This window comes from Roseibium sp., assembly GCF_050301095.1.
In the GTDB taxonomy this organism is placed as follows: Bacteria; Pseudomonadota; Alphaproteobacteria; order Rhizobiales; family Stappiaceae; genus Roseibium.
In genome coordinates, this window is record NZ_JBNKYW010000044.1 from 14,518 (window position 1) to 26,446 (window position 11,929).

The 11,929-nt window shown below is 61.3% G+C and carries 12 protein-coding genes; 6 read left to right on the top strand and 6 right to left on the bottom strand.

Annotation, left to right across the window (positions count from 1 at the left end):
* The first annotated feature begins 80 nt into the window (after positions 1-80).
* Positions 81-971, top strand: a complete 891-nt coding sequence (locus ACQY7U_RS03575) for a LysR substrate-binding domain-containing protein (protein WP_428642038.1) — start codon at positions 81-83, stop codon at positions 969-971.
* 51 nt (positions 972-1,022) lie between these two features.
* On the opposite strand, the gene ACQY7U_RS03580 is transcribed toward ACQY7U_RS03575, so the two are convergent.
* Positions 1,023-1,940 carry a DMT family transporter gene (locus ACQY7U_RS03580; RefSeq protein WP_428642040.1) on the bottom strand — a complete coding sequence of 306 codons (918 nt, stop codon included), beginning with the start codon at positions 1,938-1,940 and terminating at the stop codon, positions 1,023-1,025.
* 151 nt (positions 1,941-2,091) lie between these two features.
* Here ACQY7U_RS03580 and ACQY7U_RS03585 point away from each other — a divergent pair, with 151 nt between their 5' ends.
* Complete coding sequence (locus tag ACQY7U_RS03585; protein WP_428642042.1) at positions 2,092-2,790, top strand: type 1 glutamine amidotransferase; 699 nt, start codon at positions 2,092-2,094, stop codon at positions 2,788-2,790.
* A gap of 29 nt (positions 2,791-2,819) precedes the next feature.
* On the opposite strand, the gene ACQY7U_RS03590 is transcribed toward ACQY7U_RS03585, so the two are convergent.
* A complete protein-coding gene (locus tag ACQY7U_RS03590; protein WP_428642043.1) occupies positions 2,820-3,797 on the bottom strand; it encodes a threonine dehydratase in 978 nt (325 codons plus the stop codon).
* 131 nt (positions 3,798-3,928) lie between these two features.
* Between ACQY7U_RS03590 and ACQY7U_RS03595 the strand changes: the two genes are divergently transcribed.
* Complete coding sequence (locus ACQY7U_RS03595) at positions 3,929-4,723, top strand: helix-turn-helix transcriptional regulator (protein ID WP_428642045.1); 795 nt, start codon at positions 3,929-3,931, stop codon at positions 4,721-4,723.
* A gap of 57 nt (positions 4,724-4,780) precedes the next feature.
* A complete protein-coding gene (locus ACQY7U_RS03600; RefSeq protein ID WP_428642047.1) occupies positions 4,781-5,209 on the top strand; it encodes a GFA family protein in 429 nt (142 codons plus the stop codon).
* 46 nt (positions 5,210-5,255) lie between these two features.
* Here the strand turns inward: ACQY7U_RS03600 and ACQY7U_RS03605 are convergent, their stop codons facing one another.
* Positions 5,256-6,392: an alpha-hydroxy acid oxidase gene (locus ACQY7U_RS03605; RefSeq protein ID WP_428642049.1), complete on the bottom strand. Its 1,137-nt coding sequence runs from the start codon at positions 6,390-6,392 to the stop codon at positions 5,256-5,258.
* Positions 6,393-6,409: 17 nt separating this feature from the next.
* The gene (locus ACQY7U_RS03610; RefSeq protein ID WP_428642051.1) at positions 6,410-7,186 is read right to left on the bottom strand and encodes a FadR/GntR family transcriptional regulator; all 777 of its coding nucleotides are present in this window, start codon (positions 7,184-7,186) and stop codon (positions 6,410-6,412) included.
* Positions 7,187-7,418: 232 nt separating this feature from the next.
* On the opposite strand from ACQY7U_RS03610, the gene ACQY7U_RS03615 reads away from it, so the two are divergent.
* Complete coding sequence (locus ACQY7U_RS03615) at positions 7,419-8,717, top strand: DUF3422 family protein (RefSeq protein WP_428642052.1); 1,299 nt, start codon at positions 7,419-7,421, stop codon at positions 8,715-8,717.
* A gap of 60 nt (positions 8,718-8,777) precedes the next feature.
* Here the strand turns inward: ACQY7U_RS03615 and ACQY7U_RS03620 are convergent, their stop codons facing one another.
* Together ACQY7U_RS03620 and ACQY7U_RS03625 are read right to left on the bottom strand one after the other, a co-directional pair.
* Positions 8,778-9,173 carry a c-type cytochrome gene (locus tag ACQY7U_RS03620; RefSeq protein WP_428642054.1) on the bottom strand — a complete coding sequence of 132 codons (396 nt, stop codon included), beginning with the start codon at positions 9,171-9,173 and terminating at the stop codon, positions 8,778-8,780.
* 150 nt (positions 9,174-9,323) lie between these two features.
* Positions 9,324-10,271, bottom strand: coding sequence for a LysR family transcriptional regulator (locus ACQY7U_RS03625; RefSeq protein WP_428642056.1), 948 nt, complete (start codon positions 10,269-10,271; stop codon positions 9,324-9,326).
* Positions 10,272-10,441: 170 nt separating this feature from the next.
* Between ACQY7U_RS03625 and ACQY7U_RS03630 the strand changes: the two genes are divergently transcribed.
* Entirely contained in the window at positions 10,442-11,923 is a 1,482-nt protein-coding gene (locus ACQY7U_RS03630; RefSeq protein ID WP_428642157.1) for an FAD-linked oxidase C-terminal domain-containing protein, read from the top strand.
* Positions 11,924-11,929 lie beyond the last annotated feature (6 nt).

An 11,929-nucleotide genomic window follows, 5' to 3' on the forward strand; every position in this document is an offset into this window, starting at 1 on the left:
GAGTTTTTGATGTATAAACGTATAATCAATTCGAGAAACAGATTACTCGGCTGACAGGTGGCTCACATTTAGGAGCTCGCATGAATCACGCACTAGATATTGATCAGCTGCGCACGTTCCTGGCGATTGCTGAGCTTGGAAGTTTCACCAAGGCCGGGGAAGCCGTTCACAAAACCCAATCGGCGGTGTCGATGCAGATGCGCCGCCTCGAGGAACGGGTCGGCCAGCAGATCTTCATCAAGGACGGCCGCCAGTCAAGGTTGACGGAAGACGGTTTCCGGCTGGTTGAGTTTGCCCGGCGCATGATCCTGCTGAACGATGAAACCCTGTCCGCCTTCAACAGCAAGAAGGAAGTCGGCCACGTCAAGCTCGGTGTGCCGGACGATTATGCCGACAGGCTGTTGCCGCAGGTCCTGGCGGCCTTCAACCGCCTCAACCCCTCCATTGAAGTCCTGGTCGAGTGTTCGTCGAGCGCCAAGCTGACGGAAGCGATTCGGGAAGGAGCGCTGGATGTGGCGATCACCACCTCGGGCGATACCATGGATCTGCGCGGCGAGATCATCCGGCGGGAGCCGCTTTATTGGGTCACCTCCACACAGCATTGCGCCCATACACAGGACGTCATCCGTCTTGCGCTGGGGCCGGCAACCTGTCACTGGCGCAGGCTCTCCATGGATGCCCTGGACCGGGCCGCGCGTCCCTACCGGGTCTCCTACACCAGTTCCAGCGCCGCTGCCCTCGTCGGCGCGGTTCAGGCCGGTCTTGCCGTGACCGTCTTTCCGGAAAGCGCCATTCGCGACGGCATGCGTATTCTGGACGAGAAAGACGGTTTCCCGGCGCTGCCCTATTGCGATATTGCGCTGCTCAGATCCGATGCCGCGCGCGAAGCGATGCACGACAAATTGTGCAATCATCTGGTCGCCGCCATAGGCAATGTGGGCAATGGCACGACTCAGGTTGCTGCCGAATAAATCAGGTTGAATTGCGGGCCCGAGCTCCGGGCGCAGGTCCAGCCCGCGCCCCTATCGGGCGCGAAGCATCAGCATGTTTCCGCCGAGAACGCAGCACAGGCCGGCCGCGGCGAGCGGCGTCCACTGGTAGCCCTCGAAAATGGTCGACAACGTCAGGGCGACGACCGGGAAGAGCACCGTTGCATAACCAGCGCGCGCCGACCCGATGCGTCCAAGAAGCGTCAGGTAGGAGGCGAAGGCGATCACCGAGGCGACCACGGCCAGGTAGATGAGACCTCCGAAATAGGGGAGCGACCATTCCACCGAGAAGCTCTGGCCGCGCAGAGCCGATACGATTCCGAGAAAGATCATGCCGTAGACCATGCCCCAGGCGGTGGCGGGGGTGACGCCTATGCCACGCCGTTGCGTGTCGGCAGACAGCATGTTGCCGAGGCAGAAAGACAGCGTGCCGCCGATGCACATGGCGAGGCCGAAAGCGGCGCCGGAATTTAAACCGGTTCCGGAAAGTTTGGGCCAGAACATCAATGCGATGCCTGCGAAGCCAAGGACGCCGGCGGCCAGGGCCAGCAAGTTCGGGCGCTGCCCGAACAGGACCAGCCCGAGGAACAGGTTGAAGATCGAGGCGGTAGAGAAGATCACCGCCAGCAGTCCGGAGGGAAGCAAAGCGGCGCCGTAATAGAACAGCGTGAAGTTGGTTGAAAACAGCAGCGCCCCGAGGCCCGCAAAACGCAGGTGATCCTTGAGCGGAAAGGCCAGATTGTGGCCGCGCACTTTCGCCCAGGCCAGCATGATGGCGGCGGCCAGCACGAACCGCCAGAAGACGGAGACTTCCGGCGCAACCGTTGCCACCTGGCCCTTCATGGCAATCCAGCTGAAGCCCCAGGCCAAAACCGTGGCGGCGTAAAGCCCGTAATCCATGGTGCTGAAACCGGCGGGCCGGTTTTGAAGGGCGGGCGAGGCAACGCTCATGACGGGAACTTTCGTGTGAGGAAGTTGACCATAATCTGAAGGCCGAAACACTTAAGCGCAAATGATTGTTTTTGATCTTCTCATAAGAATGGCAGATGGATAATGTCGCCCTTCCGATAAGAACTTCAAACGTTTGCAGACTATGGGTGCCATGAGCTTTCTCGTCATTGAAAACTACCAGAACACCGGCATGGGTCTGTTTGAGCAAGTGGCATCGGGGGACGGATATGCCTGGGGCACCGTGCAGGCCCATCTCGGAGATCCGCTTCCACGGGACAGCGGTGATTACAAGGGTCTCGTGGTCCTTGGCGGTGCCCAGAATGCGCTGGCGGACGAGGATTACCCGCATCTAACCGTTGTATGCGACCTGATCCGGACCTTCCACAAAGAGGGCAAGCCCGTTCTCGGTATCTGCCTCGGCTCGCAGCTCATCGCCCGTGCCTTCGGTGGCGGCAACATTCTGGACCGGCCTGTCGAATTCGGCTGGCGGGATGTGGTGCCGACGGCGGAAGGCAGACGGGACCCTGTTCTGAAGGAACTTGGAGACGGCGGCCCGCAGTTCCACTGGCACACAGATACGGTCACGCTGCCGGATGGCGCGGTGCTCCTGGCGGAAAGCGAGATGACGCAGGTCCAGGCCTTCCGGCTGGGACGGACCACCTATGCACTCCAGTTCCATCTGGAAACGGGACTGGATGACGCCCGTACCTGGACCGAAGTCTTCGCGGCGGACATTCGCGCGCACACACCGGACTGGCCAGAGCGTTTCGAGGCGGAAGCCGACCGTCATGCGGCCAGGGCCGATGCCATCGGCGCAGCGCTTGCCAGGGCCTGGCTCGCGCTGCTTTAGCAAGTTGTTTCGCTGAGCAGCAACCTTGCTCAAACGGCCGGTGTTCCGCCGGCCAGCACGGTCTGAAGCGCCGCTTCCTCCAGGTTTCCACCCGACAGAATGACCCCCGCCTTCTTGCCTTTCAGGCCGGATGCTTCCTGGCTCATTGCCGCAAGAGCGGCTGCCCCGGCGCCTTCGGCAAGGTTATGGGTGTCGGCATAAAGGATCCGGATCGCTTCGGCGATTTCGTCGTCGTTCACCGTTGCCACGCGGGCGGCTCCGGCCTTCAGGATATCCAGCGCCTCCTGCACGGGTTCCCGGCAGGCCATGCCGTCCGCAAAGGTGTTTGCGGTGTCCGTGGTCACGATCCTGCCGGTCTCCAGCGACAATCTGTAGGCGGGAGCGCTTTCGGTGACCACGGGAACGATCTGTGTTTTCAGGCCGAGGAGATCGCGCACGGTGATGAGACCGCAGGCACCCGAACCCATGCCGACCGGCACATAAACGACGTCGAGATCCGGGTGCGCGCGGAAAAACTCCAGGGCGTAGGTCGCAACACCCATCGCAATGTTCTTGTGAAAGGACGGCACCATCAGGAAACCGCTTTCCGCAGCCAGCCGCTCTGCCGTGCGCTTGGCGATGTCGAAGTCCCGGCCGTCGACCACAAGCTCCGCCCCGAAAGCCTTCATTGCCCGGTTCTTGCCTTCCGCGTTGCCCTCCGGCACCACAATGGTCGCGGGAAGGCCCAGGCTGCGGGCGGCAAGTGCCATCGACTGGCCGTGGTTGCCGCGGGTTGCGGAGACAACGCCGGCCGGCCGGCCATGAGCGTCGATGTGTTTCTGGATGAAGACGATGGAGCTGCGCGCCTTGAAGGCGCCGATCGGTGTGTGGTTCTCGTGTTTGACAACGACCTCTACCCCGAAGCGTTGCTTCAGGAGTGGCCAGGCGTAGGCTGGCGTTTCGGGAACGAGACGCCGGACGATCGGAATCGCGGCTTCAAGTTCTTCCAGGGTGAACAACGGTGCCATGGAACCTCCCACTTCGCTTTGCTGCAGATGTGATCCGCGTTTTCCTTACAGCCAATTCCCTGCGGGGTCTTTCAAAATCCTGAACCGGAACTGGCCTTGTACCTTTGCCTGCGTCGTTTAACCTGCCGCTCATGAAAGCTGCTTCCGACAAGGCGCATGGTGCCGTGCGCCCGCTCCGCCGATCCGTTGCGGGCTTTGAGATCACGCTGTTGCCGGCGGCCGGTTACGATGTCGGGTTCCTTGCGCAGAAAGACAGCCTCGGTTTTGCCTTCGATGCCCAGGCAGGCTTTCACGCCATCGGGTCGGACAGGAGCGAGCCGTTTTCCCGCCTGCCCAACACTCTGGCCTTGACGCCGCGTGGTTGTGACGTCCGCTCCTCTTCGGCAATGGGCGGTGAATATCTTCTCATCACCGGAAAAGGTGTCAGGGCTTTGCCCGGCAGCTATTGCACCAACGTTCAGCACCCGGGTGCGTTTCCAATGGCGGCGGCAATCCGGAAATGGCTCCTGGGCGAGATCTTGCCGGACGTCCTGGAAGCGGAAGCCCGGATCGGACGGCTTTGCGCGGCAGCGCCTGGAACGAGCCGGCTGGACAAGGCGGCACGGTGGATGACGCCACAACGCTTCCGGCGCATTGCGGACCTGATCGAGGATCGGCTGGACGCCCCCATCACCGTTGCTCTGCTCGCAGGAGAAATCCGGGTTTCCCCGAGCTTTCTGAGCCGTGCCTTTTCTGCGTTCTGCGGCCAGTCTCCCTATGACTATGTCCTCAGCCGCAGGCTGCAACGTGCCCGGCGCCTGATTTCAGCAACCACCAGACCCTTGCCGGAAATAGCAATTGAATGCGGGTTTTCCTCTCAAAGCCACTTGTCGGCGGCGATGAAGGCAAGGCTCGGGCTGAGCCCTTCCGGGATTGTCCGTCCCTGAGGTTTCGCCTTGTTGTTGTGGTATCATGCGCTTTCGACAAACGCAGGAGGACGCACGATGGCCGACAAGCATAAAGGGCAGTGTTTCTGTGGGGCAGTCGAAATCGAAGTGACGGGCGAGCCCGCGGGGATGGGCTACTGCCATTGCTCAAGTTGCCGGCACTGGTCGGCCGGGCCCGTCAATGCCTTTACGCTCTGGGAGCCGGACAAGGTTCGCGTGGTCAAGGGGGAAGAGCATCTTCGCCAGTTCAACAAGACCGAAAACGCCGACCGCAAGTATTGCGCAAGATGCGGCGGTCACGTGATGGCGGGTCACCCGGGGCTCAATCTCATCGACGTATATGCGGCGATCATCCCGGACGTCGAGTTCAAGCCAGGCCTCCATGTGAACTACGCCGAGACCGTACTTCCCATGAAGGACGGATTGCCGAAGATGAAGGACTTTCCGTCCGAGTTCGGCGGGTCGGGAGAGCAGGTTTCCGAGTGACCGCGATGGCGGCCCCGCAGAAGCAGGGCCGCCATCGCGGAGTGCTTCAGAGAACCAGATTGTGACGGCCGACCTTGGTAATGTCGGTTTCGCCGCACAGGCCCATGGTCACATCCAGTTCCTTGCGGATGATTTCCAGAACCCGGGTGACACCGGGCTTGCCCATGGCGCCGAGGCCGTAGATGAAGGCGCGGCCGATGTAGGTGCTGTGCGCCCCCATGGCGACCGCCTTGAAGACGTCCTGGCCGGAACGGATGCCGCCGTCGAAATGAACCTCGATCTTGTCACCGACGGCGTCGACGATGTCCTGAAGTACGTCATAGGACGCAAGCGCGCCGTCGAGCTGGCGTCCGCCATGGTTGGAAACGACGATCGCATCGGCGCCGATGTCGGCGGCGATCTTCGCGTCCTCCACGTCGTTGATGCCCTTGAGGATCAGCTTGCGGTTCCAGTGTTTCTTGACCCATTCGACCGACGACCAGTCCAGGGTCGGGTCGAACTGGCTGTTGGTCCAATCGGCCAGCGAACTCATGTCCGAGACCCCGGAAACATGGCCGTGAATGTTGCCGAACTGGCGCCGTTTCGTCTGGGCCATGTTCAGGCACCAGCGCGGTTTGAAAAGAAGGTCCAACAGCACGTGCGGTTTCGGGTTGGGGGGGGCGGAGAGCCCGTTCTTGATGTCCTGGTGACGTTGTCCAAGGACCTGGAGATCGAGCGTCAGGACCAGGGCCGAACAGCCCGCGTCGGTCGCCCGCTGCATCAGACTCTCCGAAAATCCGCGGTCGCGCATCACGTAGAGCTGGAACCAGAAGGGGCTTTTCGTGTTTTCCGCGACATCCTCGATGGAGCAGATGCTCATGGTCGACAGCGTGAATGGGACGCCGAAATCCTCGGCGGCCTGGGCGGCGAGAATTTCGCCATTTGCGTGCTGCATGCCGGTCAGGCCGACCGGGGCAAGCCCGACCGGCATCGAAACGTCCTGACCGGCCATGGTGGTCTTGAGCGAGCGGTTGTCGATATTGCGGGCAACCCGCTGGCGCAGCTTCTGACGCTGCAGGGCCGCTTCGTTGTCCCGGTAGGTGCTTTGCGTCCAGGAGCCTGTGTCGGCGTAGTCGTAGAACATCTTCGGCACCCGGCGTTTCGCCAGGGCCTGCATATCCGCAATATCTGTCACAACGGTCATGGTTTTCCTCCTGAGGGTCAGGAACGAGGGGGGATTTTGCTGGAATGTCCGCGTCTGAGACCGGCCAGTTGTTCACGGCGGTCGAGGTCTTCCGCTTCGGCAAGGGTGCCGCGTACATAGTCGATATGTTCTTCGGAGGCGCGCCTTGCGCCCACCGGATCGCCGGCGCGAATGGCCTCGGCAATCGCCTTGTGCTGCTGCAGCAGTTCGATCCGGGCGGTCGGGTGATGGTAGAGGCGTCCGCGGTTATAGAAGACGCCGTTTTCCAGTAGCCTGTAGCAGGACCTTAAGGTGTGCAGCATCACCACGTTGTGGGCGGCCTCGCCGACCGCGTGGTGAAAGGCGACGTCGAGCCGGCTTTCGGCATGGAGGTCTTCGGCTTCATGGGCGGCCTGCATCCGGTGAATGATGTCTTCAAGCCGGACGAGGTCCGACGGTGCCGCGCGCATCGCCGCCTGAGCGCCCGCCTGTCCCTCGATCCCGCGCCGGAATTCGAAATAGTCGCTGATCGCCGACGGATGACGGGCGATGAGCTGCACGACGGGTTCGGAAAAGATCGGGCCGATCAGGTCCGCGACGTAGGTTCCGCCACCCCGGCGTGCCTGGATCAGTTCCCGCTCTTCCAGCAGCTTCAGCGCGTCGCGCAGAACAGGCCTCGACACTTTCAACTGGTCCGCCAGATCCCGTTCCGCTGGCAACTTGTCACCGGATTGCAGCACGCCCTTCAGGATCAGATCCTCGATCTGCTCCACCACGGCATTGGCCGTTTTCTGATGATCGACAGGTTGAAACATGCCCTTGGCATCCTTTCGTTGCCGGGGAAAATAGCGCCTAATTCAGAATTGGTCAATTTTTTTGTCCAATTTCTTGTTGCGGAAATGCCGCGCCGGTCCGTCAAATGTCGCCTGCGGTAAAATTGGTGGCTGGTTTCCGGGCTTCCGTGAGGGCATGGTGAGCAAAAATGCACCCGCCGTGCGGCAACAGAACCGCTCTTGGGTCAGAACAATCACGATTGGGGTCGGCAATTTGGAACAGGGTTCAGAAAACGGGTCGTCCTTTCCCTCCTTCCGGGCATCGCCCTTGCGGGACCGGGTGTTGGGCGAGGTGCATGCGCGCCCATTCCGCCCGATCGCGGCCCCGAGGACGGTGCTTCACTACGCCTTTCTGACCAATGCGGAGGAAGCCGCGAGAGATCATGCCTGGCTCTCGGAATTCTGCATTTCACGCGGCGGGCACGGCCCGGCAAACGGAGCGCGGCATCATACGGTGTCCTTCGGTGGCGGGACGTTGAGCTGGGAGCAGCATGCCGAATTCACGACCTATACCTGGGACGGGGCCGCGCATGAGCAGACCATTTTCGGTCAGGTGCCGATCAAGCACCCCTTCGGGGCGGCTTTCCACGCACCGGGCGACCTGCTGGTTGCCGTGCGTCTGGAACTCAGGGGCGGCGACGACACCATGGAATGGCGGAGCCAGTTCGACGAAAGCAGCCTGACGGTTTCCATCCTGGAAGACGGGGCCGCCATGGCGGCGACGGATTTCCGCCAGGACGGGGACGGCATGACGCGCTTCCTCGTCTGCAACCGTTCCCTCAGCGACGTTCAGTCCGGCGCGGTCGTCCAGAGACTTCTGGAAGTCGAGACCTACCGGACCCTGGCCATGCTCGGCCTCTTCGAAGCGACGGGTCTTCAGCCGGAAATCCGGCGCTTCGAAATCGAACTTGCCGAGTTGACCGGACAGATGAAGGAAGCCTCCGCGCTTGGCACGAACCAGGAACTGCTGGACAAGCTGACCGCGCTCGCCGCAGCGCTGGAAGCCGGTGCCACGGCCAGCACGTTCCGCTTCGGTGCCAGCCGGGCCTATGACCAGATCGTCGATGCAAGATTTGAGGCGCTGAGGGAGGAGGCGGCGCCGGGAGAGTTGTCGCTGTCGTCCTTCCTTGCCCGCCGGCTTGCACCCGCCATGCGCACCTGTCAGGCGATTGAAGACCGCCAGGCGATGCTGTCGCGCAAGCTTGCACGGGCGACGACCCTTTTACGCACGCGGGTCGACGTGGAACTGGAAGAGCAGAACCGCAGTCTGCTTGAATCCATGAACCGGCGAGCGCATCTGCAACTGCGTCTGCAGCAGACGGTCGAAGGCCTGTCGGTCGCCGCCGTCAGTTATTATGTCGTCGGGCTGATCGCCTATCTTGCCAAGGCCGCAAAGGGAGCCGGCCTGCCTTTGCCGGATGCAAATCTCATGACCGGCCTTGCGGTTCCGGTGGTGGTGCTGGTGATCTGGTGGACGGTCAAGCGCATCCGTCAGCAGCATGGCGAACATTGAACCACAGCAAAGAAAAGGCCGGGATGTCCCGGCCTTTAGATTTTTCGAATTCTGCAGACCTTACTTGGTCGAGCCGTCTTCGTTGAACTGCGCAAGATAGGCGATCACGTTGGCGCGGTCGTCGTCCTTCTTGAGACCGGCAAAGGACATCTTTGTCTTCGGAATCAGGTCTTTCGGTTTTTTCAGGTAAACCTCCAGGGTTTCCTCGTCCCAGACCTTGCCGTCTGCCATTTCCAGAAGGCCCTTGGAATACTTGAAGCCTTCCACGACGCCCCAGGAACGGCCAACAATGCCGTTGAGTTCGGGGCCGACCTTGTTCTTGGCGTCCGGGCCGACCGCGTGGCAGGCCTTGCACTTCTTGAATACCTTTTCGCCCTTGGCGGCATCGCCGTCCGCGCTCGCATGCATGGTCATGGCCAGCAGTGCGGTCCCGGCGATCATCAGCAGTCGCTGCATCATTATCTCCCTCAATCTGAGTGTGTTAAAGCCCGCCGCAAAAGAACAGGATGTCGGTCCGAGATGCAAGCGACGCACCGTCGCATGCTGCCAAACCAACACATCCCTTGTCAAAGACAGCATCTGCCCGTCAGGCGAGGGCGGTGCCGGTCAGGCGATCCCGGGCAGGCCGCGCAGGGGCGAGAGCCAGTCTTCCAGGCCATCGTCCCAGTAAGGCGACGGGCCATAGAGATCCGCAAGGAAGTCGATGAACACGCGGACCTTCGCTGGCAGAAACTGGCGGCTCGGATAGACTGCATAGAGCCCGACGTCCTTGGAAGCTGTATAACTCGGCAGAAGGATCTTCAGTTTTCCCGCGCGAAGTTCCGGGCCGATATCCCAGGTTGAGCGGAGGGCAATGCCCACGCCCGACAGCACGCATTCCCGCACGACCTCGTTGGAGTTGGTCTTGACCGGGGCTTGCGTGCGGACGGTCTCGATCCCGGCCGGGCCGGACAGCCGCCAGGGATCCTGGTTGGCCGCGGCAAGTGTTGCGTGGTTGGCAACAAGGTCCTCGATATTCAACGGCTCGCCGTGTGCCTTCACATATTCAGGGCTTGCGCACAGCACCCGGTGCACGGGTGCGAGGCGGCGGGCGACCAGGCTGGAATCGGAAAGTTCGGCAATCCGAATCGCAAGGTCATAACCGTCGCCGACGATGTCGACAAAATCGTCGGAAAGATCGAGATTGATCGAGAGGTCGGGATTTTCCGTCAGAAACCGTCCGAGATGCGGGGCAATATGAAGACGGCCGAAAGACGTCGGTGCGGCCACCTTCAGATTGCCGCGTGCATTGGCGGATCCGCGGGAGACAAAGGTTTCGGCCTCTTCCACCGACGCCAGGATTGCCACCACGCGCTCGTAAAAACCCTGGCCGGCCTCCGTCATGGCGATCTGCCGCGTCGTGCGCTGCAGCAGGCGGGTGCCGAGACGCTCTTCCAGCCGCCGGATGCGTTTGGACACGACGGCAGGTGACAGGTTCATTTCCCGTCCGGCGGCCGACATACTGCCCGCACTCACAACCCGTGCGAATATCTCCATGTCCGTCAGATTGCTCATTTTCAATCTCTCAGAAAGACAATTATTATTTTCCGAACGTTTCCCTCGGCCATGATACTTGCCAGACTTGCGGAAAACCGTTGCTCTATCAGTTCATCCCACGCAAGGGCAATCTGTGTGGAGCAATTTTCGAACATTTGAAAGGAATTGATCCCGTGACCGCGATCGCCATGCCTGCCCCGGACAAGGACGTGCTTGCACGCCGCCAGGAGATTTTGCGCGCGCTTCAGGCGATCGTGCCAGGAGAAGGGGTGATCCACGACGAACGGGAAATGCGGGCCTATGAAACGGACGGGCTGACCGCCTACCGCCAGTTGCCCTTGATCGTGGTGTTGCCGGAAACGGTGGAGCAGGTGTCGCGGGTGCTGAAATATTGCCACGACAACAACGTCAAGGTCGTGCCGCGCGGGGCGGGAACGTCACTGTCCGGCGGCGCACTGCCGCTGGAGGACGGGGTCCTGCTGTCGATGATGAAATTCAACCGGGTGCTTGATATCGATTTCGAGAACCGGGCCGTGACGGTGCAGCCGGGCGTGACCAATCTCGGTATCACGCGCGCCGTGGAGCACGAAGGGTTCTATTATGCGCCGGATCCGTCCTCCCAGATTGCCTGTTCCATCGGCGGCAATATCGCGGAAAACTCCGGCGGCGTGCATTGCCTGAAGTACGGCCTGACCACCAACAATGTGCTCGGCCTGGAGATGGTGCTGATCAACGGCGACGTCATCAGGCTCGGCGGCAAACATCTGGACAGCGAGGGCTACGATCTTCTGGCACTGATGACCGGTTCGGAGGGGCTGCTTGGTGTCGTGACCGAGGTCACGGTCCGCATCCTGCAGTCGCCGGAAACCGCCAGGGCGATGCTGATCGGCTTTCCCACCAGCGAGGAAGGCGGGCAATGCGTTGCCGAGATCATTGCGGCGGGAATCATTCCGGGCGGCATGGAGATGATGGACAAGCCTGCCATTCATGCGGCGGAGGACTTCGTTCATGCAGGCTATCCGCTTGATGTCGAAGCGCTTCTGATCGTCGAGCTGGACGGACCGGAACGGGAGGTGGACTTCCTGATCGGCCGTGTGGAAGAGATCGCGAAAGCAAATGGCGCCAGCCACCTGCGTATCTCGGAAAACGAAGAGGAACGGATGACATTCTGGGCCGGCCGCAAGGCGGCATTCCCGGCCGTCGGGCGGATTTCGCCGGATTACCTCTGCATGGACGGTACGATCCCGCGCAGGGAACTGCCGAAAGTGCTGGCGAAGATGCGCGAGCTTTCGGAAAAGCACGGTCTGGGGGTCGCCAATGTCTTTCACGCGGGCGACGGCAACCTGCATCCGCTGATCCTTTATGACGCCAACAAGCCGGGGGAACTGGATGCCGCCGAGGCATTCGGCGCGGATATCCTGCGCCTTTGCGTGGAGGTCGGCGGCGTCCTGACGGGCGAACACGGTGTCGGCATCGAAAAACGCGACCTGATGACAGACATGTTCTCCGAGGAAGACCTGAAGCAGCAGCAACGGGTGAAATGCGCCTTTGACGACAAGCACCTGCTCAATCCCGGCAAGGTGTTTCCCGTGCTGCACCGCTGTGCCGAGCTTGGGAAAATGCACGTGCACAAGGGCAAGCTGCCCTTTCCCGATATTCCGCGGTTCTGAGGAGAT